Below are 19,787 nucleotides of genomic sequence, written 5' to 3'. Positions count from 1 at the left end.
GGGGCAGCGATCCCGGCCTGCTTCGTGTTATACTGCCGCCAATAATGTCGCGCAAGCGGCCGGACGCCAGGTTGAGTGAAACGATGTTTGACAATTTATCCGATCGATTATCGCGCACGTTGCGCAATATCAGCGGCAGAGGCCGCCTGACTGAAGACAATATTAAAGAGACCCTGCGCGAAGTGCGCATGGCGCTGTTGGAAGCGGATGTGGCGCTCCCGGTAGTGCGGGATTTCATCAGCCGGGTCAAAGAGAGCGCGCTGGGGCAGGAAGTCAATAAAAGCCTGACGCCGGGGCAGGAATTCGTCAAGATCGTGCGCGCCGAGCTGGTGAACGCCATGGGCGACGAAAACAACGCCCTGAATCTGGCGGCGCAGCCGCCGGCGGTGGTGCTGATGGCGGGCCTGCAGGGGGCGGGGAAAACCACAAGCGTCGGCAAGCTCGGTAAATATCTGCGCGAAAAACAGAAGAAAAAAGTGCTGGTCGTGTCTGCCGACGTGTATCGCCCGGCGGCTATCAAGCAGCTTGAAACGCTGGCGAACACGGTGGGCGTCGATTTTTTCCCGTCCGACGCCGCGCAAAAACCGCTCGATATCGTCAATCAGGCGCTAAATCAGGCCAAGCTCAAATTTTATGATGTGCTGCTGGTGGACACCGCCGGCCGCCTGCATGTAAATGAAACGATGATGGCGGAAATCATCGCTATCCACGCCGCCATCCACCCGGTGGAAACGCTGTTTGTGGTGGATGCCATGACCGGCCAGGACGCCGCCAATACCGCTAAAGCCTTTAATCAGGCGCTGCCGCTGACCGGGGTTATCCTGACCAAAGTGGACGGCGATGCGCGCGGCGGTGCGGCGCTTTCCATCCGCCACATTACCGGTAAACCCATCAAATTCATGGGCGTCGGCGAGAAAACCGACGCGCTGGAGCCCTTTTATCCCGATCGCCTGGCCGGGCGGATACTTGGCATGGGCGATGTGCTGTCCCTTATCGAGGACATTGAAAGCAAGGTCGATCGCGCCCAGGCGGAGAAGCTGGCCAGCAAGCTGAAGAAAGGCGACGGTTTCGATTTGACTGACTTCCTGGATCAGCTCAAGCAGATGCGCAATATGGGCGGCATGGCCAGCATGATGAGCAAGCTGCCCGGCGTCGGCCAGCTGCCGGACAACGTCAAATCGCAAATGGACGATAAAGTCCTGGTGCGCATGGAGGCTATCATCAATTCCATGACCGCCAAAGAGCGCGTTAGCCCGGACATCATTAAAGGCTCGCGTAAACGCCGTATCGCCGCCGGCTCCGGCATGCAGGTCCAGGATGTTAACCGCCTGCTGAAACAGTTCGACGACATGCAGCGCATGATGAAGAAAATGAAAAAGGGCGGTATGGCGAAAATGATGCGCAATATGAAGGGTATGATGCCGCCCGGCTTCCCCGGTCGTTAACTATCGATTGCTTTTTACCCCGAAACGAGTAAAATTTTGGGGCTTTTTATACGGCAACCGGGCCCCGTTCCCCGACAGGGCCCGGTTGTTTTATTAACTAAAGAGGATGTTATGGTAACAATTCGTTTGGCACGTGGCGGCGCTAAAAAACGCCCGTTCTATCAAATCGTCGTGACCGACAGCCGCAATGCGCGCGACGGTCGCTTTATTGAACGTATTGGCTTTTTCAACCCGATCGCTACCGGTCAGGCTGAAGGTCTGCGTTTGGATCTGGATCGTATTGAACATTGGGTTGGCCAGGGCGCAACGGTTTCCGAACGCGTTTCCGCGCTGATCAAAGACGCGAAAAAAGCAGCATAACGCCTGCTGGTGGTGAAAATGAGCAAACAACTCCGTATCGCAGCACCCGTTGAGCCGGTAGTCGTGGGCAAGATGGGCTCGGCGTATGGCATTCGCGGTTGGCTCAGAGTGTTTTCATCCACTGAAGAAGCCGAAAGCATTTTTGATTACCAGCCCTGGTTCATCAAAAGGGCCGGTGAGTGGCAGCCGATTGGGCTGGAAAGCTGGAAGCGCCACAATCAGGACCTGATCATCAAGGTCAGGGACATCGAAGACCGGGAAGCGGCGACGCTTTTGACCAATTGCGAAATCGTCGTCGACGCGTCGCAATTGCCGGACCTCGACAGCGGCGAGTACTACTGGAAAGACCTCCTGGGGTGCCAGGTCGTCACCGTCGGCGGTTATCAGCTGGGGGAAGTCATTGATTTGATGGAAACCGGCTCGAACGATGTTCTGGTGGTGAAAGCCAACCTGAAAGATGCCTTTGGCATTCAGGAGCGGTTGATTCCGTTCCTCGACGGGCAGGTGATTAAGAACGTCGATCTCACGGCCCACGTCATTGAAGTTGACTGGGATCCGGGCTTTTGACCCCCGATTCTGAGGGTGGCGATAGCGGAAGCGGCGGGATGTGGATTGGTGTTATCAGCCTGTTTCCCGAGATGTTCCGCGCCATTACCGATTACGGGGTGACGGGCCGGGCAGTGAAAAATGGCCTGCTGCGGGTGCAGTGCTGGAGCCCGCGTGAATTTACCCACGATCGGCACCGTACCGTGGACGATCGCCCTTACGGCGGCGGACCGGGTATGCTGATGATGGTGCAGCCCTTGCGGGATGCGATTCACGAGGCAAAAAACAAGGCAGGCGAAGGGGCGAAGGTGATTTATCTCTCCCCTCAGGGTCGTAAGCTCGATCAGCAAGGCGTGAGCGAGCTGGCCGCCAATCCAAAGATGATTTTGGTCTGCGGCCGTTACGAAGGTATTGATGAGCGTTTAATCGCCACCGAGATTGATGAAGAATGGTCAATGGGTGATTATGTGCTCAGCGGCGGTGAATTAGCGGCCATGGCGCTGATTGACTCGGTTTCCCGGTTTATTCCGGGTGTACTGGGGCATGAGGCCTCCGCGGCGGAGGACTCCTTCGCTAGAGGGCTGCTGGATTGCCCGCACTATACCCGTCCTGAGGTGTTGGCCGGCATGGAGGTTCCGCCAGTTCTGCTGTCGGGCAATCATGCTGAGATTCGTCGCTGGCGTCTGAAACAGTCTTTGGGCCGTACCTGGCTGAGAAGACCTGAACTTCTGGAAAGCCTAGCTCTGACTGACGAGCAAGCAACGTTGCTAGCCGAATTCCAGCGGGAATATCGGGTGATGCAACAAGATGATTAAAGGGATCGGCCAGCTGGCCGGTTAGCCTGAACTATCAGTTTACCTAGGGTAAGAGACCAATTATGAGCAACATTATTAAGCAAATTGAACAAGAACAGATGAAGCAGGACGTACCGTCCTTCCGCCCCGGCGACTCGGTGGAAGTTAAGGTATGGGTTGTTGAAGGCAGCAAAAAACGTCTGCAGGCATTCGAGGGCGTGGTTATCGCTATTCGTAACCGCGGTCTGCATTCTGCATTCACTGTTCGCAAAATCTCCAACGGCGAAGGCGTTGAGCGCGTGTTCCAGACGCATTCTCCGGTCATCGACAGCATTACCGTGAAACGTCGTGGTGCCGTTCGTCAGGCCAAACTGTATTACCTGCGTGAACGTACCGGTAAGGCAGCGCGTATTAAAGAGCGCCTGAACTAAGGTACGCTTTCGCAACATCCGAAAGTGTTTAGTTAGTCAAGGGTCAACCAATGGGTTGACCCTTTTTTTTGGCGCGGTGGTGTAGGTTGTCATCTCACTGAGCAAAGATAATCACAACACTAAACGCCATAAATAACCTGGTGGCGGAAAAACGCTTAGGTGTTCAGCCATAGAGGGAAAATCAATAAACAATTTATCGGCCACGTGAAAAAAGGCGAGAAGACAATGAATAGATAGAGTGCAAGTGCTGAGTAGCGTTAATTGACATCAAATTTAGGCAAATCAGGAATAATAATCCTAACTATAGGAGGTCTGATATGCCTGAAGTAATACGACACAGTAATGTTAGCGTTGCGTCAATGAGAAAGCTTTTCGAGCAACAATCGCCCAAGGACGCGGCAAAAGACACGCTTGTCAACGAGCGTAATTCACTTAATTCTAACCTAAATTTTTTGTATAGCCTACTTGATGGCAAGGATAGCAAGCGGCCAGAAAAGCAAACCCTTACTGAAACTCCCGAACGCCGTGACCCGCCACCGGTGTATGGTAAGAGGGAGGGGCTCGAGGCGATCTTCGATAAGCTGAACCCGTTGGAAAAAAAACAGCCAATGGATGGCGCTCAGCATTCTTCGCCGGAGGCGATAAACGCGGCATTGCTGTCGAAAAGCCAACCGGAAATAAAAGACGTCTCGCCCACTTCCGGCCAAGGGGTGGCGCCTGAGATCGCCTTAAGCGACATGAATGTGTCCGAATGCGCCCAGTCAATTAATGAGCTTACCGAGTATCAACTTGGGGTAATTGAGACGACAATACTGGCCTATAAACAGCTTGAAATACTTCAGCCAATGGAGAGAAAAGGGAGATCTGCCAGCGCCGAGAACAGCATCCATGACCATATTATTGCCAGCCGCGAACACTTGGCGGAATTGAAAAAAACCACGGAGGGCAAATTCGCTGAAATTAAACAAGATCGTAATGCCCATCCCGACGAGTTAATGGACGCCGCTAAGCTACGCAAAGAGATGCTGGCGATGCTCACCAGTGAATATCAGAAGATGGGCATCAAGCCGCAAGAAGCCAAAAAACGCGCGCTGGTCGCTTATAATGCGGCGCGTACTGATACGCTCAATAATGCCCCCTGGAAAACGATACAGCGGGAGATAAGCCATAACGGCAACCAGTATAGTAGTCTCCAGCGCCCTGCCGCCGAGATGAAACTGGGGGACAGGGATATTTTTCCAACCGCCTACCAGGGGAAAGGGATCTGTTCATCCGACGCGAATGAAACCAAGCACGCGGCAAACTTATGGCAATCGTCGTTGAGTGTGGAAGATCAATTTGGTCAACAGCAAACGCTGTTCCAGGGCATTCGCCACGGCGTGCTGTCACCCTTCGCATTGCCGGCGAGATCTGCGGAACGCATTGAAGGGGCGCAGAATCGTGCTAAAGAAGTCGTCACGGCGGCGCTCTACTCTCGCCCTGAACTGATGGCACGGGCGCTGAAAGGGGAGACTGTACCCTTGCAGCTGGTCTCAACCTCACTTTTGACGCCCACTAAAATAAGCATCTTCGGCAAAGAAAGGGAGATGCTGCGCGACCAAATGCAGGCCTGGCAAACCTTATGCAAGGCGGAATCGCAGCGGGACGGCGCGCTTACCTTAACGGTGCATAACGATAAGGGAGAAGCCCAAGAGGTCAAAGTTGCCCTGGACGTCGCCGCATTTAACTTCGGCGTCAATGAATTTTCATTGAAACTCGGCTTGGGCAACGACACGTCTGATAGTTATAACGCCGTAGCATTAAACCAGCTCCTCGGTAACGATTTGCGGCCAGAAGCTGAGCCGGGAGGCTGGGTCGGTCGCTACCTGGAAGGCAAGCCGACGCCGGAAAACGCCAACAAGGTCATTACCCTCAGTAAGCAATTAAAGAATATTTGGAATGGGAAACTGCACCGCAGCGACGGTGGAGAGCCTTATAAAACGCCGCAGCGTCTGATGATGCTGGCGTATGAAATAGGTGCGGTACCTTGCTGGAACTGTAAAAGCGGTAAAGATCGCACCGGCATGCTTGATGCCGAGGTGAAACGGGAAGCGATTGCCTATCACAATCAACAGCCGCTGAAAGACCCGCAAGAGAGGCTCAATGAGAAAGATACGCAGTTGCTGCAGACGGTGGTGCTGCAAAGCGGGAATTTGGAAGTACAAAAGCAAAACACAGGTGTTAAAGGCAACAAGGTTGCCAAAACATTTAAGCTGTCCAGCATGAATTTATCTTTAACGAAACGTCTTGGACTGGGTGATGTTTGGTCCAAAGTAAAAGGATTGGCCCAATTCGCCAAGTCATCCTCTAAAAGGAGTCTTTAATGCAAAATTTATTGTTAGATCTTTATGAATCACTGGGACTTGACCCGATGGACGACCCGGCGTTACTTATCAATGATGAACTGGAAGTGTATTTTGACGAATCGGACGCGGGGCTGGAAATGTGTTGTCCGCTTAGAAGCCTGCCAACCGACAGCGATCAATTGCAGGCGATCCTCAGTATGAATTACGCAAGCCCGGTGACGCTGGCGGCGGATGCCGACCAATCTGTATTGTTAGCGTTATACCGTCTGCCGCCGGAAAGCAGCACCGAAGATATGCTGGCGGGCCTGTCATTATATGTTGAAACTATCGAGCAACTACGGCAGGAAGCCGTCATGAAGGCGGCTTGAGAAAGCCGCGTCTCGAGCCGTAGCGCGTGGACGCGGGCATAGCAACGATAACCATGCCCGCGAATCCACAAGCCTTGAACGATATCATCCTTCGGCCGCCACTCAGGGTGGCCAACTTTTTTCACCGATTCGACAAACAGCGCTAATCCTGCGAGCATGTGCTCCTTACTACTTTGTGCCGACAAGCGATAACGCGCCGACAAGACGGAACGTCCAGCATCCGCCGCTAACGTCACTGGACGGGTATCATGAAGAGGTAAAATGGTCTGCAGCCGTTCGCTGTCGTCTGGCAGCACCCTTTACGGACAGCGCATTACCCGGCCTACAAATAATGCGTCAAAGTCAATGTCAGCTCATCATGAGTTAATACCGCAGGCTCTTGTCGCGGATCAAGACCGAGTGCTATGTAGAGGCATAACACTAAATGAGACATCCTATTCTCTTCACGACTTGGCAAGATGGGATAATCCTTTTGCTCTGAACCAGAGGGCGTCCAGCCCAATACGTCTTGATAAAGACAAATTGAAGCCAGGCAGCTTGAATTTCCTAAACACTTTGTTGCCTTTAATGCCCGTATTGCAACGCTGAATTTCCAGATTGCCGCTTTTCATCAGTACCTCTTGCAACAACGTTCTATGTGCGTCATTAAGAGGAGCAATGGGGCGACTTAGCGGCTGTTGGGTATCATAGTGGATAACCTCTCTCTTCAATTCCACATCAAGCATACCGGTCCGGTCTTTGCCGCTCTTACAATTCCAGCAAGGTACGGCGCCAATCTCGTAGGCCAGCATAGCGATGCGCTGTGCCGCTTTGTAAGGTTCGCCATCATCGCTACGGTGTGCTTCCCACGCCCAAATTCGTTTTATCTGGTCACAAAGATCGCGTACCTTCCTGGCATTAGCAGGTTCGTTTGCAGGTTCGGAATTTAAATACGCGCCAACCCAACCCCCCGGTTCGGCCTCAGGCCGCAAATCGTTTCCCAGCAATTGCGCGAGCGCGGGGGCGTTATAAGCGTCGGAAGTCGAGGTACCTAATCCCAGTTTAAGGGCCGCTTCATTAACCCCAAAATTCAATGCGACGACGCTCAGCGCCACTTTGACCGTCTTTAAGTTACCTTCGTGGTCATGAACGCGAATCTCCAGCGGCTGTTTTAGCGGATCACTCAGCGTTTGCCAGGCCGCCATCTGGTCACGCAGCATGGCTTTTTCCTTGCCAGCTACGCTTGTGGGCGTTAGCAGCGATGTGGATACTAACCGCAGCGATACCTCCTCTTCGGCCAACGCGCGCGTCATGAGGTCATTTTTGCTATACAGGGCGGCGGCGACCACCTCCTTTGCCCGATTCAACGCGCCTGCTGTGCGTTGTGGTGAGCCGGCGGGCAGGCCATAGGGCGATAATACGCCGTGATGTATTCCCTGAAACAGCACCTTTTCCTGTCCGTTGGCCTCTTTAACGCTAAGAGAGGAGTGCCACAAATTGGCCGCGTGGTCCACGCTAACCGTATCGGCGCTACAGATACCTTTACCGTCATAGGATTTCTCGAAGATATCGCGCTCACCCAATTTCATCTCGGCCGCCGGGCGTTGTGTACTGACATAGGTATGCGCTTTATGGCTGAGTTGGTGTCGTAAGGTTTTCCAGGATTTGTTATTAAGAAATGTAATGCGCGCGTCATGATAGTCGCCAACGGCAAGTCGTTTGGCCTGGCAGTAAGACACGCCGTTACGACGGTATTCTCCAGCGATCAGACTGACTAACTTATTGCGCAGGCGGCCAGCCGTTCGTAGCTCGATTGCGGTAGCATTCCTATCCTGCTCAAGATGTGTCATTGCATCAAAAATTTCTTGCGTCAATTTGACTAACTCCGGCAGGTATGGCTCCGACCCAAGGCGCTGATACCCCGCTATCCCGGTGCGCCTGGCGCCATCCGGTTCATCTCCCTCCGCCCGGTTGCGGGTCGTCAGTGCCAATTCTGCCGTATTGATCAGGTCGAGCTGATATTGCAGGAGTTCGCGCACCGACTGGCCAAACTCAGAAACATGATTGTCTGCCAGGGGTAAAGACACTGTCTGTGCTTCGTCGATGCCAGAGGCGGCACTATCACGGCGCAATGACGCATTAAACTGGTATTTTTCCGGTGGGGGACTCGCGTGTCGTCCGACGCTTAAGGTTAGGCCGGGGCCGATAGACGAGGAGGTACTGGCGTGGGGTGCATCCTGATCCGCGTCTGAAATCCTGATTGGCATAACGGACGCATGACTGATGGGTGATGTATTCATGGAATGGCCTCCCATACAATTAGTTAGTCCATTATGTTTTTTTTAATTTATTAAGATGTCAAAAAACGCAACCTGCCGTTTAGTCACCCTGCAGCAAACATGACCGTCAACACATCTGCAATGCATTGACACAGCGAAAGGCCGAGCGCGTTTAAATGACCGAATTGGCGCGACGAAGGTGAACCTTTTCAGGCGGGTCGGAGCGCAGGTTCCTGAAGCAGTTGCTCTACAAAACGTCGAAGATAAACCCCATCAGGACCGGCGGCGAGGGAGGTTATTGCGTAGATAATGTCTTATTGACTAGGCAGTGCGGCGCAAAGAGTCTGTCAATCTCCTCGCGTGACGCAATGGGCACATGATAGGCGCGTATATTGGCCACCTGCGCGGGCTTGGTCAATGTATCGAGTAACTTATTGACATAAACGTTGTTAAAGCGCGGGGTGGCGGAATGGTATCGGCCAATGGTATTCCAAGAATACCCGTAGCGCTGCACCAGCGTATGCAGGATATAAGTGCCGGACATCACATTGACGCAGCTATTCTCCCGTAAGTTTTGAGGGTTGACACCGAGGGTGTTCAGCATCGGTAAATTCACCGTGTTGATCTGCATCAGACCGATATCCCGCGTGCGATTACTATTGTGGTTTATCGCCCGCGGCTCAAAACGGGATTCCTGCCAGATAATGGCGCGGATGAGTAATGGATTGACCTGAAAACATTGCGCGGCATAGCGCACGCAATCCGTTTCAGCCTTAACCGCGCCACACCCCAACAACAGCAGTAAACCAACGGTTTTAGGCGTTTTGGCAAGTTTTGCCACGCCTCTTAAGGCGGTGAAAGCGTTAAGAGGTTGGCGTAAACGAGACAGATAAAAGTTAGAAAAAAGGTTCGGGCGCATCATCTTCATTGCCGCAGATCATGGCCTGCATAAAATCGTTAAAGGCGTAGCTCAACCCCAAAGATTGCGTCACCAGGGGGTTGAGCGTGTTTTTCAAATAGGTTTGTACCTCCAAGTCCTGCGAGCCCGCCATCGAAGCGCTGGCGTAGAGCAGGGCAGAGGTGACCTCCCCCTGGGTGACGATATGGCTGCTGTCGGGGTACAATTTTTTGATTTCCTGCTTCAGTTCCGTCAGGCTGAGCGTAGGCCGCTCGCTGAGCAGCCAGTCCGTGACAATCTGATTAAAATCGCTGGATGTCGCCGTGGACGAACTCTGGGCGCTGGCTGCGGCGGCGCTCATGGCGCTGATATTCATGATGTTTCCTCGTTTTTTGGCGTGAAAAGTTGTTGTACAAAAACGGTCATCGACTGGCACAACGCGTCCAGCCGGGCAGAGGGCAAGGTATCGATATGCCGTTGCAGCTCGCGTATTCCCTCCTGCGTATCAATATCGGTCAGCCATTGCCGACACAGGCGATCCTGGGGAAAACGCACAACGCGTTCGCCCTGCTGTACCGCAAAGTTATCGTCGTCGCCGCTGATGCAATGAATGTGCAGCAGCGAGTCCGGAGGAGTGATGCCCGCCGGCAGCACAACGACCGAGGGGACATCGATCCCCGTGGTCTGAGTCAGTTGCTTAACGATAAAATCCACGATGGTTGGCTGAGTGAACAGCGCGGTTAGATCCTCGGCCAATTGCACGCGGCGGGCTTGGGCCAACTCTTTTTGCAGACCGGCCCATTCATCCAACTGAATAAGCCACTGCTGATACAGATGCTGAAAGCCTGCACGAAAACCGGCCTGATATTGCTGTTGATAAAGCGCTTCGCATTCACGCTGATTCTCGGCGACCAGATCCTGGCATCGCCGATAGGTTTGCTCCAGCATGTTCGCGGCGCGGCGGGCGCGGCGTGAACGCCGGGCTTTAATGATGACGGGGTCGCCGCCGCCATTAAGCTCATCGAGTAACATATTGCGCATGATGAAGGGCCATTTTTATCAGGTTAATTGAGGACGGCGACAGGGGCGTCGCCTGCTGCGGTAACGGCTGTACGGCCGGAAACAGCAGGCATGCCCGCCGATAAACGGCGGGGGGGAAATGCTTCAGTCTCGACAGTAGCCAATAGGCGCCCCAGGCGGCCGGGTCGGGGTGATGCAACAGCGCCGCTGCCGTTTCCTCCTGCTCGTGTACGCCCGCGGCCGGCGTCAATTGCGGCAGCGGAAGGGCGAGAAAGGATTGCACCGGTGGCGCCAGTAAAATGAACCGCCCATCGGCCAGCAGTCGATTACGCAGCAAATGTGCGCCTATCAACAGCGCGGCGTCGCCAAGCCGCTGCCAGCCGTCAATTAAGAGGCGATAAAAGGGATCATGGCTGAACGTCCCGACGTCGTCCGGGCAATGATAATGTCGCAGTATCCAATGGTTAAGCAGCGGATGCGCCGCCTCGTCCTCTCGGCGCCAGCCGGAGGGGAAACGGCTGGCGTGGAGATAACTGACCGGGTGGTACATCACGCGCATGACATTGGCCAATCGCAGCGGGGTCATACCGGCATATCCTCCTTCTCCGGCACATCCGGCGGCGTAACGTCCTGTGGCGTTTCCGGCCGCTGTTTCTTGACCAGCAGATACAATACAGAGCCTCCCGCCAGCAACGCCGCCAACAGCACACCGCAAAGGGCATATAGCCACGGGGTCATTAACGGCTGAGCGCCCTGCGTGGGCGCACTGTATTGCAATGGCGGCGCCTGAAACAATACAACGGAAATATCTTCAAAGCGGACATTGCTAAGACCGTTTTTGATTAACGTCTTAATTTTGCTGATGAACATATTTTCATTAAGGCTGCCGCTATAGGTAATCAAAATAGAGACATGCTCAGCGGGCAGGTCGGTAATGAAAGTATTATCGTTCAGCGGATAACTGACGTGAACACGGGCATTGACCACTTGGCTAATAATTTTCAACGATTGCTCAAGACGCTGCTCCTGCAGCGACAACATACGCGCCCGCTCGGCCTGCGGGGAAGAAATCAACGCATTATCGGGGAAAGCCTGGGAAATTTGGACTTCAGCTTTGGCCGGTAGCTGATATTGATTCAGAATTGACAACGCCGTGGTGGTGTCGCTTTTGGGAACCGAAATCGCATATCCTTCCTTCAGCGTACCGCTTTTCTGAGAGGCTATATTATGCTGCTGCAACACCGCCAGAACTTCATTGGCCTGTTCCTGACTTAGATTATTCAACAAAAGCGTATCATTACAGCCTGTAGTCAACAAAGCGGCGAGAATCACCGTACCGGTTAAAAGAAGTCGCTTGAACATTATTGTGCTTTTCCCAGTGTCTCGACGGTATTGACCCCCTTTTTGGCAAGCGTAGACACTAATGAAACATAGTTTGAGTATTCGCCGATAAGGGATTGCAATTGCGACAGCTTTTCGGGATTGCTGGTCGTCTCCGGTGATGAACTTAAGGCATTTATCATTTGCTTAAAATCTAAATCCTGTTCACTTAACTGTTTAAAGGTAGATGAAACCAATTGCGAGGTCGTACCGCCGGTGGGCAGTTCGGTGTGCGAGGTGGCGCTAATGGCATTAGTGGATAAAGCCGTGAGTTCCTTTAAAGAAATTAAGTTTTGCATGGTCATAAATAGCTCCTGAGTCGGGCAAGCCGTGAGGCTCACCCCGGGGTAAATACCTTAACGGAAGTTTTGAATTATCGCGGCGCCGATATCTTTAAACGCTTTGACGGTGGACGATTGGGCGTTTCTGAATAGGGTATATTCAGACAATTTAGCCTGGAATTCCGCTAACACGCTGGGATTATCGGGGGCTTTCGCTAACTCCGCACGCGCCTCTTCAAGCTGTTGCATCATGGTTTGCGCGCCCGTATCAAAATCTTTGGCGATATCATCGATAAACCAACCATTACCGTTCCAGGCTCTGAGGTCACTCATACTTATGGTCCTTATTGCGTTGCATTAACTGATGGGAAATACCAGTTATGTGGATTGACGAAAACATAGCCGTTGGGCGCGGCTAGGTAGGACTTGTCCAACAGCCAATTTTCGTCAAGGTTGATGGAGAAGGTGATGAACTCACTCCCCCATTGTGAATAATAGGCCTCCATGAAACCCTGTAGCTCCGCCATGGTATTGTCATTTAGCTGATCATGAATCAGGTAGGAAAAGCCAAATGGCGTGGCGACCTGGCGATAGACAATGTGCATTCTGTCGAGCGCCTGCCTGGCCTGCTGCACCAGAAAATTTTTGCTAAAAGAGCGAAATTCAAGGGATTTGGCGAAGGGCAACATGGCCAAAATCTTTTTTCGTAACGCGCTTTGCTTTGCCGGCGTCATTCCCTCAAGCACCAACAGCACCGGCGAATCGGGATGCGCCATATCCAGCCGCAGCACCGGCACCCCCTCTAAGCGCAAGGTGTTGGTGATATCCTGGGAAACCTGCGTCAACCACAGCGGTACTACCTCTGCGGCGTTCGGTCGCTTGGCCAACGCCGCATTCAGCCATTGCAGATCGCGGTATTGACGGGCAAGGGCATAGATTTTCCCGTCATTGCCCTGCAACAAGGTGACCGGCGACGGAGAACCGGCAAGGGCTGCCGTCAGCGAAATAATCTGATGCGAGGTGCGATAATAGCGAACGCCGATCGCCGCGGCGATGAGCAACATAAAGATAGCCAGCACGCTTGCCACCAGCACCCGACGTTTCCTCAACGTATCCCAAGCGGCGTTGGTATCGCCCGCCGGGGGTTGGTTGGGCGTGGGCTGTTTAAATTCGCTAATATCCTGATGCCATTCTTCTTCTGAACGCTTAATGGCAAAATGAATATCCCCATCGCTAAATACAGCATTGTGCGTTACCCACCGCTGCTGGGGGGCTTCGGGATCGTTTATCTCCAGAGCATAGTCGCCCTCATCTTCATCTTTACCCTTAGCGCCGGTTTCATCGCTAGCGGGTAGATGCAGCGTCATATTGATGTGGCGCGCTTCATAAGGAATGAATAGGGTGTTATGCGCATATTGACAGGCATGTCCCTGTTCATCCCCCTGCGCGTCAATCATGAGCGATTGGCTACGACCAATAATAATAGAATAGGTTTTGGGCGGCAAAATAAGATCGCTGCCGTACATGGGGCCAAATAAGATTTTAAGCGTATAGCTTAATTCACCGGCTTCATTTTTATTATCAGTGAAAACGTCAGACATTATTTCCATCTCTAAATAAGTTCAGCCGCGATGATAGAGAAATTGATTGGAAATGGGAATGGCGTTTATATCATTTTATCATCAAAATTTTATGATCTTTTTATCATATTATGATTTTTTTATGATTTTTAAGCCTGGCGGTTGACGGTCGCGAGAAGCTCTGGTCTTATTACGACACGAAAATTAACTTCCACTAACGGCAAAAGGGTGAAACATGAGAGGTAAAATTCAGCAAGTAATGACTGATTTCCGCCCTTCATTTTCCGTCAATGCTGAAGAAATTAGCGGTGAACGAGGAGTAACGACTCAAGTGCATGATAGAGTCTTATATTTGCTTCCTCTTTCAAAAAACGCCTATTTTAGCATTCACACTAATGAAGGTCCGGGAAAATGGGTTAAACCCTTTCATGCGATAATTGTCGGGGTGCATTCCCTGGTAACCTTTTGCTTTTATGGTGAGTGGCGTTTAGTCGACATTCCTCTTAATGATGCCGCGGCGTTATTGGCCTTTACCGAGTACGATATCAAGTATAATGATGAAATACAATCATCCATTATCAATGTTGAAGAAACTGTCTTCTACAGTCTATTGGTAAAAGATCAAAATGTAACTTTGCAGGACATCCTCCTGTTGAGTAAAAACCCGGCTTATCAAGAGTCTTATGCGGGACTATACCATTTCATTCGCCAGCGGGAGAGTTATTGGATAGTCAATTATCTGCTGTCGCTAATTGTGAGCGGTAACGGCGATGCGGTGAATAATAAAATACAGGAAGTCAGTAAGCGTTATGGCGTTTCAGAATCTTATTTTAGAAGACTGTGCCATCGCTATTTGAAACGCGGCGCTAAAGGGCAGATGAGAATCTGGCGCGCGGCATATTGTGCCCTGCAACTCATTGAAGGCAATAGCAGCATTTCCGTTATTGCTCAGGACAATGGCTATAGTTCATCTTCACATTTTTCTATGGAAATGAAGTCGTTTTTTGGTATTACGCCAAAAAGTTTCAGAGCGTTGGAAGGTTTTTTATATGAGTAAGGTCGTGCAATTTTTTAAAATAGGCTGCGCTTGGTTATTGCTGGCGGCGGTGGGCGTGCCGGCTGCGTCTTGGGCGGGGCCGTTTCGCTCCGAGCAGACGAGCAATGAGATAGCCAGCAGCAGTACCAACGAATATGTCGCCAACAAGAGTAGCATACGCCAGCTGCTGTCCACCTTGGCCGGTGAAATACATAAACCCATTATCGTCAGCGAGCTGGCCGGTCGTAAACAGGTATCGGGAAAGTTCGACATGAACAAACCGCTGCAGCTGCTTGAAAACCTGGCCGCCAAAACGGCTTTGATTTGGTATAACGACGGCAGCGCGATTTATGTCTATGACGTAAATGAAATGCAAAGTCAGATGGTACAACTGCGTCATGCGCCATTTGACCGCCTGGTGGCCTTTTTAAAGTCTACCATGCTGTATGACCAGCGTTTTCCACCACGCACTAACGGCAGCTCCGGCGGTTTCTACATTTCCGGGCCGCCGGTGTATGTCGGTCTGGTCACCGCCGCCGCCAAGTATTTGGATAGCACGTTTAGCGATACCACCACCGGCAAGAATGAAATTCGCGTGATCAAGCTGAAAAATTCTTTCGTCACCGATCGTAATTACTCGCAACGAGACGCACCCGTTAGTATACCGGGTGTCGCAACGGTGTTGAATCAACTGCTTAATGGCGGTAACGGCAACGGCGCTCCCCGGGATAGCCGCAACCCGGTTCCGCTGGCCACTATTACCATTGACCGCGATACCCGCAGCGCATTAACCGCCGCCAACGCCGCTGAAGGGGGAGGGAACTTTCCTCCGTTGCCGCCCCTTCCGCAGCAGAATAAAAGTTCGCAGCCGGCGGATAACGTCAGTTACGGCACGATTAATATCGTCGCTTACCCCGATACCAATAGTTTGCTGATCCAAGGAGCGAGCCAGCAGGTCAGCTATGTGCAGGATCTGGTTACGGCGATTGATATTGCCAAACAGCAGATTCAGCTTTCGCTGTGGATTCTGGATATCGATAAAGATGAAGTTAATCAGCTGGGGGTAAACTGGTCGGGCAGCGCCCGGATGGGGAACGGCGGTATTGCCTTCAATTCCAGCTCGTTGAGCGCAACTAACAGTACGCAGTTTCTTGCGGAAGTGAGCGCGCTGGCCAAACGGCAGGAAGCGCAAATCGTCGCGCATCCGGAGATTTTGACGCAGGAAAATATCCCGGCGCTGTTTGATAACAATTCGAGTTTTTATGTCCAGGTCAAAGGGGAACGTACCGCCACCCTTGAAAAGATCACTTACGGCACTTTGATAAGCGTCCTGCCGCGCCTGTCCAGCGGCAGTAAAGAAATCGAAATGATTCTGGATATCCAGGATGGCGGTCTCACGACCACCGGCGATAACCAAATCACACAGGTTGCCGAATTACCGCTGGTTAACAATACGCAGATCAGCACGGAGGCACGGGTGCCCAAGGGGAGTAGTTTGTTGGTGGGAGGCTATAGCCGCGATCAACGCGTCAGCGGCGGCTGGGGGATCCCCCTGCTGCGAGACATCCCCTTTTTGGGACGGCTGTTTGATTATCGCTACAAACACAACAAGCAATTTGTGCGGATGTTCCTCATTCAGCCCAAATTATTGCCCCAAGGCGCCGTTTGGGAAGGCGTAGACGAAAATACGTCGCTTGGCCAGACCTCACTGGGTACCAATATAACTTTAAAAGCGACCGTGGCCATGCTGCACAATTATATGGCCCAGCATTAATCCGAGAGCGGTACGATGGCGATCAATTCGATAGATACAAGAAGTTTTCGGGATTTCATTTCCCTATCCGCTAAGACAGGGCAGAGCGAATCGATTCCCATCGATGACGGTATGCCGGTGGTTGAGGTCAGTCTGGAGACGGAAATTGCGTTAGGCATGGAGGAGATGGGCCAGGTATTTAACGCTTTTCGCCGCATGAACAGGCGCGGTAAAGGGAATGACATTGAAGAAAATGATTTCCTCTCGCAAATGCTTGAAGAGTCGGCCGACGAAAAGATCAACGCGCTGATTACCGTTCTCGGCAAAGGAAAGATGAGCTATACCCGCTTACTTTCCGAAGCCCGCAGTCTGTTTCCTGACGACAGTGATTTAATTTTGGCGTTAAGGGAGCTGTTGTATCGGCAGAGACTTTCAGCCCTGCAAAAGAAAGAGCTGGAAAAAGCGATTGCCGACCTCGAAAAACATGCGGATCAACGAAAAATGAACGCCGGCGCCAATGTGGGCCAATGCGCGAAACAGTTCAGTCAAGGCGTGGCAAACCTGACGGCAAAAGCGTTACGGGCCAGCTACCAGCAATTCATCGAAATGGATCTGGCCGCCGCCTATATTTATCAGGACTGGATTGCGCAATTTGGCATTAAACACCGTACCCGGCTGCTGGCCTTTACCTTGCGCGCGTTAGTCTGCGATATGAAATCCACGCTACCGGGCTTGAATAGCGAGGAGTATGGGCCGCTCGGCAGTAAGTTGTCTGATGCGCGTATATTGAATACTCTGGACCTTATGTTAATGAAGGAGTTGGCTAAACTCACTTTGCGACAGCCGCGTGAAGATTATGAAAGCGAAGCGATAAATCTATTTTTACTCGGTTTGTTAGATCATAAAAAACTCATCGCCGCGCTGACGGAGTTCGTCAAAAAGAATCTACGGCGGCAAAGCGTTAGACGAAAGACTAATTTCATGCAGTCGATGCGCGGTATATTCAATCAAACGCCTACGGTGTTATATGCCGTGGAGGAAGATCGTGAAAGCGTTCTGACGTTGTGCGAAGACTATTTGTCCGAACTCTTTGCGATAGAAAAGAAAAGCGGTGCCTGGAAAGATTTTCACAGCTGATAACAACTTAACTGCGCAGTCGTCCGATGATGGGATCGAATATCGGTGTACTTCTTAGCCTTGATTAGATGATTTAGTATAAATAATGATAAATTCACTTTTGTATCAGATTAAATCACGGCCGGAGCTTATTATTCTGGCGATGATGGTACTCGTTATCGTCATGCTGATTATACCTTTGCCAACCTATTTGATTGACTTTCTTATAGGGCTTAATTTGACCATGGCGATCCTGATTTTCATGGGATCATTCTATATTTCACGAATTTTGGACTTTTCCAGCTTTCCGTCCATCTTGCTCGTCACGACGCTATTTCGCCTGGCGATATCCATTAGTACCAGTCGGCTGGTATTAATGGATGCGGACGCCGGTGAAATCGTGGCCAGCTTTGGGCAATTCGTCATAGGCGATAATTTGGTGGTCGGTTTCGTCATCTTCTTTATCGTCACCGTCGTGCAATTTATCGTTATCACCAAAGGGTCAGAGCGTATCGCAGAAGTGGCGGCGCGTTTCTCCCTGGATGCCATGCCGGGCAAACAGATGAGCATCGATGCCGATTTGAAAGCGGGGGTACTCGATGAGGATGGCGTCAAGAAACGACGTGAAGTATTGGAAGCGGAGAGTCAACTGTACGGTGCGCTTGACGGCGCGATGAAATTCATCAAGGGTGATGCCATCGCCGGTATTATCATCATCTTTGTCAACTTGATAGGCGGGATTTCGGTCGGTATGGTTCAGCACGGTATGGAGCTTTCCGAGGCGCTTACCGTTTATACCCACTTGTCGATTGGTGATGCGCTGGTGGCGCAAATTCCCGCGCTGCTTATCTCCATCAGCGGCGGGTTTATTGTCACCCGGGTCAACAACAATAAAAACAACAATCTCGGTTCCAAGATCATTACCGATCTGTTCGCGAATCAGTCGACCCTCATGGTCACCGCCTGCCTGGCGCTGGCGATGGGATTCTTACCTGGATTCCCGTTACCGGTGTTTATGGTGCTGTCGGCGCTATTGATTGCGATTTATTTTAAAGATAAATGGCGCAACCGGCATAAGAACAAAAGCGGTGAAAGTCATCGCGAGAAGGGCGCCGACGACGAGGCCCAGTCTGAGGCGGTCACCATTGACGGCGATATCATTCCGGAGACCTTACCGCTGATGATCACGTTCAATGAGACATTCAAGCCAAAGCTGGAACAGCACAATTTAGCCTCGCGGCTAAAAAAAACCTTTTTCATTGAATATGGCGTAAGGTTGCCGGAGATCACCATCGGTTATGCGCCCAAGTCGGTATGTGCTTCGATGAATATTGCCATCAATGAGATCCCCGTCGCGGACTATATGCTGATACCGGGGATGCATAAAATATTGATCAACGGCGAAGAGCTCAAGATGTTGGATAACAGCGTCGAGAGCATCAACACGCCGCAAGGCGTGAGTTATTGGTTGCCGGAAGAGAAAGCGGATAACGCACATAAAATGGGATACATCACGCGATCTGCCATTGATGAATTCTATTTCTGCATATCCACACTGCTTACCCATAATATTTCTGAATTCTTCGGTATTCAGGAAACCAAAATGCTGCTGGATGATTTAGAGAAAAAGTACCCTGAGTTGCTGAAAGAAAGTTACCGCAATAATACGGTGCAGCGTATCTCTGAAGTATTTCAAAGGTTGCTGCAGGAAAGAATTTCGATTCGCAACATGAAGCTTATTCTCGAATCTCTGGTGCAATGGGGACCGAAAGAGAAAGACCCGATTATGCTGGTAGAGCACGTGCGCGGCGCGCTGGGGCGCTATATCTGCAATCGTTTTTCTTATCTCGGGAAGATCCGCGCGTTAGTGTTTGCTCATGATATTGAAGAAAAGATTCGCGGCGGTATCCGGCAAACATCCGGCGGCAGCTTTATCAATTTAACGCCGCCCGAGATTGATGAAATTTTGCATTATCTCACGGCCTGCCTCACTGATAACGGAATGGCGGCCCGAGACATTATTTTGTTGGTATCGGTTGATATAAGGCGTTTTATCAAAAAACTGGTGGAAGGACGTTATCCGGAGCTGGAGGTGCTGTCATTCAATGAAATGACTGATGGAATCGACATCGACATTATTGCCACTATTCAAACAAGTTAGTTCATCAAACCACAA

The 19,787-nt window shown here is 51.4% G+C and carries 20 protein-coding genes and 1 pseudogene; 11 read left to right on the top strand and 10 right to left on the bottom strand.

The window, feature by feature from the left end; genetic code table 11:
- Positions 1-83: 83 nt before the first annotated feature.
- The 7 genes from ffh to SANT_RS16385 all read left to right on the top strand — a co-directional run bounded on the left by ffh (position 84) and on the right by SANT_RS16385 (position 6,289).
- Positions 84-1,445 carry a signal recognition particle protein gene (ffh, locus tag SANT_RS16415; protein ID WP_025423349.1) on the top strand — a complete coding sequence of 454 codons (1,362 nt, stop codon included), beginning with the start codon at positions 84-86 and terminating at the stop codon, positions 1,443-1,445.
- Positions 1,446-1,556: 111 nt separating this feature from the next.
- Complete coding sequence (gene rpsP, locus SANT_RS16410) at positions 1,557-1,805, top strand: 30S ribosomal protein S16 (RefSeq protein WP_011410519.1); 249 nt, start codon at positions 1,557-1,559, stop codon at positions 1,803-1,805.
- 18 nt (positions 1,806-1,823) lie between these two features.
- Positions 1,824-2,372, top strand: a complete 549-nt coding sequence (gene rimM / locus SANT_RS16405; protein ID WP_025423348.1) for a ribosome maturation factor RimM — start codon at positions 1,824-1,826, stop codon at positions 2,370-2,372.
- 38 nt (positions 2,373-2,410) lie between these two features.
- Positions 2,411-3,166: a tRNA (guanosine(37)-N1)-methyltransferase TrmD gene (gene trmD / locus SANT_RS16400; protein ID WP_025423347.1), complete on the top strand. Its 756-nt coding sequence runs from the start codon at positions 2,411-2,413 to the stop codon at positions 3,164-3,166.
- Positions 3,167-3,228: 62 nt separating this feature from the next.
- Positions 3,229-3,576: a 50S ribosomal protein L19 gene (rplS, locus tag SANT_RS16395; protein ID WP_025423346.1), complete on the top strand. Its 348-nt coding sequence runs from the start codon at positions 3,229-3,231 to the stop codon at positions 3,574-3,576.
- Between the two features lie 317 nt (positions 3,577-3,893).
- Positions 3,894-5,939: an inositol phosphate phosphatase SopB gene (locus tag SANT_RS16390; protein WP_148296317.1), complete on the top strand. Its 2,046-nt coding sequence runs from the start codon at positions 3,894-3,896 to the stop codon at positions 5,937-5,939.
- Complete coding sequence (locus tag SANT_RS16385) at positions 5,939-6,289, top strand: type III secretion system chaperone (protein WP_025423344.1); 351 nt, start codon at positions 5,939-5,941, stop codon at positions 6,287-6,289. The genes SANT_RS16390 and SANT_RS16385 overlap by 1 nt, the downstream gene beginning before the upstream one ends.
- A gap of 173 nt (positions 6,290-6,462) precedes the next feature.
- Here SANT_RS16385 and SANT_RS24900 read toward each other — a convergent pair.
- The 10 genes and pseudogenes from SANT_RS24900 to SANT_RS16340 form a co-directional block, all read right to left on the bottom strand.
- Positions 6,463-6,525 (bottom strand): annotated as a pseudogene (locus tag SANT_RS24900) (hypothetical protein); the annotation flags it as partial.
- 207 nt (positions 6,526-6,732) lie between these two features.
- Positions 6,733-8,568: an inositol phosphate phosphatase SopB gene (locus SANT_RS16380; RefSeq protein WP_158500165.1), complete on the bottom strand. Its 1,836-nt coding sequence runs from the start codon at positions 8,566-8,568 to the stop codon at positions 6,733-6,735.
- Positions 8,569-8,842: 274 nt separating this feature from the next.
- A complete protein-coding gene (locus SANT_RS16375; protein WP_237234625.1) occupies positions 8,843-9,388 on the bottom strand; it encodes a lytic transglycosylase domain-containing protein in 546 nt (181 codons plus the stop codon).
- A 55-nt stretch (positions 9,389-9,443) separates the two neighbouring features.
- Positions 9,444-9,821, bottom strand: a complete 378-nt coding sequence (locus tag SANT_RS16370; protein WP_025423341.1) for a hypothetical protein — start codon at positions 9,819-9,821, stop codon at positions 9,444-9,446.
- Positions 9,818-10,486, bottom strand: a complete 669-nt coding sequence (locus SANT_RS16365) for a hypothetical protein (protein WP_148296314.1) — start codon at positions 10,484-10,486, stop codon at positions 9,818-9,820. Before SANT_RS16365 ends, SANT_RS16370 begins: the two co-directional genes overlap by 4 nt.
- Entirely contained in the window at positions 10,464-11,051 is a 588-nt protein-coding gene (locus SANT_RS16360; RefSeq protein ID WP_025423339.1) for a type III secretion apparatus protein OrgA/MxiK, read from the bottom strand. The genes SANT_RS16365 and SANT_RS16360 overlap by 23 nt, the downstream gene beginning before the upstream one ends.
- Positions 11,048-11,827, bottom strand: coding sequence for a type III secretion system inner membrane ring lipoprotein SctJ (gene sctJ, locus SANT_RS16355; RefSeq protein ID WP_025423338.1), 780 nt, complete (start codon positions 11,825-11,827; stop codon positions 11,048-11,050). The genes SANT_RS16360 and sctJ overlap by 4 nt, the downstream gene beginning before the upstream one ends.
- The gene (sctI, locus tag SANT_RS16350; RefSeq protein WP_025423337.1) at positions 11,827-12,150 is read right to left on the bottom strand and encodes a type III secretion system inner rod subunit SctI; all 324 of its coding nucleotides are present in this window, start codon (positions 12,148-12,150) and stop codon (positions 11,827-11,829) included. Before sctI ends, sctJ begins: the two co-directional genes overlap by 1 nt.
- Positions 12,151-12,201: 51 nt before the next feature.
- Positions 12,202-12,459, bottom strand: a complete 258-nt coding sequence (gene sctF / locus SANT_RS16345) for a type III secretion system needle filament subunit SctF (RefSeq protein WP_025423336.1) — start codon at positions 12,457-12,459, stop codon at positions 12,202-12,204.
- A gap of 11 nt (positions 12,460-12,470) precedes the next feature.
- A complete protein-coding gene (locus SANT_RS16340; protein ID WP_025423335.1) occupies positions 12,471-13,727 on the bottom strand; it encodes a PrgH/EprH family type III secretion apparatus protein in 1,257 nt (418 codons plus the stop codon).
- Between the two features lie 214 nt (positions 13,728-13,941).
- Here SANT_RS16340 and SANT_RS23015 point away from each other — a divergent pair, with 214 nt between their 5' ends.
- The 4 genes from SANT_RS23015 to SANT_RS16320 all read left to right on the top strand — a co-directional run bounded on the left by SANT_RS23015 (position 13,942) and on the right by SANT_RS16320 (position 19,772).
- Entirely contained in the window at positions 13,942-14,763 is an 822-nt protein-coding gene (locus tag SANT_RS23015; protein WP_081730470.1) for a helix-turn-helix domain-containing protein, read from the top strand.
- A complete protein-coding gene (gene sctC / locus SANT_RS16330) occupies positions 14,756-16,516 on the top strand; it encodes a type III secretion system outer membrane ring subunit SctC (RefSeq protein ID WP_025423333.1) in 1,761 nt (586 codons plus the stop codon). The genes SANT_RS23015 and sctC overlap by 8 nt, the downstream gene beginning before the upstream one ends.
- A gap of 15 nt (positions 16,517-16,531) precedes the next feature.
- The gene (gene sctW / locus SANT_RS16325; RefSeq protein ID WP_081730469.1) at positions 16,532-17,632 is read left to right on the top strand and encodes a type III secretion system gatekeeper subunit SctW; all 1,101 of its coding nucleotides are present in this window, start codon (positions 16,532-16,534) and stop codon (positions 17,630-17,632) included.
- 85 nt (positions 17,633-17,717) lie between these two features.
- On the top strand, positions 17,718-19,772 hold the full coding sequence (locus tag SANT_RS16320; RefSeq protein WP_025423331.1) for an EscV/YscV/HrcV family type III secretion system export apparatus protein: 2,055 nt from the start codon (positions 17,718-17,720) through the stop codon (positions 19,770-19,772).
- Positions 19,773-19,787 lie beyond the last annotated feature (15 nt).

Source organism: Sodalis praecaptivus (assembly GCF_000517425.1).
GTDB classification, from domain to species: Bacteria; Pseudomonadota; Gammaproteobacteria; order Enterobacterales; family Enterobacteriaceae; genus Sodalis_A; species Sodalis_A praecaptivus.
The sequence above is the reverse complement of the archived record's forward strand: the minus strand, read 5'-3'. Positions and strand labels throughout refer to the sequence as shown.

Coding starts and splice junctions, on each gene's coding strand:
- ffh (WP_025423349.1), top strand. CDS start 84: ATGTTTGACAATTTATCCGATCGATTATCGCGCACGTTGCGCAATATC.
- rpsP (WP_011410519.1), top strand. CDS start 1,557: ATGGTAACAATTCGTTTGGCACGTGGCGGCGCTAAAAAACGCCCGTTC.
- rimM (WP_025423348.1), top strand. CDS start 1,824: ATGAGCAAACAACTCCGTATCGCAGCACCCGTTGAGCCGGTAGTCGTG.
- trmD (WP_025423347.1), top strand. CDS start 2,411: ATGTGGATTGGTGTTATCAGCCTGTTTCCCGAGATGTTCCGCGCCATT.
- rplS (WP_025423346.1), top strand. CDS start 3,229: ATGAGCAACATTATTAAGCAAATTGAACAAGAACAGATGAAGCAGGAC.
- SANT_RS16390 (WP_148296317.1), top strand. CDS start 3,894: ATGCCTGAAGTAATACGACACAGTAATGTTAGCGTTGCGTCAATGAGA.
- SANT_RS16385 (WP_025423344.1), top strand. CDS start 5,939: ATGCAAAATTTATTGTTAGATCTTTATGAATCACTGGGACTTGACCCG.
- SANT_RS16380 (WP_158500165.1), bottom strand. CDS start 8,568: ATGAATACATCACCCATCAGTCATGCGTCCGTTATGCCAATCAGGATT.
- SANT_RS16370 (WP_025423341.1), bottom strand. CDS start 9,821: ATGAATATCAGCGCCATGAGCGCCGCCGCAGCCAGCGCCCAGAGTTCG.
- SANT_RS16365 (WP_148296314.1), bottom strand. CDS start 10,486: ATGCGCAATATGTTACTCGATGAGCTTAATGGCGGCGGCGACCCCGTC.
- SANT_RS16360 (WP_025423339.1), bottom strand. CDS start 11,051: ATGACCCCGCTGCGATTGGCCAATGTCATGCGCGTGATGTACCACCCG.
- sctJ (WP_025423338.1), bottom strand. CDS start 11,827: ATGTTCAAGCGACTTCTTTTAACCGGTACGGTGATTCTCGCCGCTTTG.
- sctI (WP_025423337.1), bottom strand. CDS start 12,150: ATGACCATGCAAAACTTAATTTCTTTAAAGGAACTCACGGCTTTATCC.
- sctF (WP_025423336.1), bottom strand. CDS start 12,459: ATGAGTGACCTCAGAGCCTGGAACGGTAATGGTTGGTTTATCGATGAT.
- SANT_RS16340 (WP_025423335.1), bottom strand. CDS start 13,727: ATGTCTGACGTTTTCACTGATAATAAAAATGAAGCCGGTGAATTAAGC.
- SANT_RS23015 (WP_081730470.1), top strand. CDS start 13,942: ATGAGAGGTAAAATTCAGCAAGTAATGACTGATTTCCGCCCTTCATTT.
- sctC (WP_025423333.1), top strand. CDS start 14,756: ATGAGTAAGGTCGTGCAATTTTTTAAAATAGGCTGCGCTTGGTTATTG.
- sctW (WP_081730469.1), top strand. CDS start 16,532: ATGGCGATCAATTCGATAGATACAAGAAGTTTTCGGGATTTCATTTCC.
- SANT_RS16320 (WP_025423331.1), top strand. CDS start 17,718: ATGATAAATTCACTTTTGTATCAGATTAAATCACGGCCGGAGCTTATT.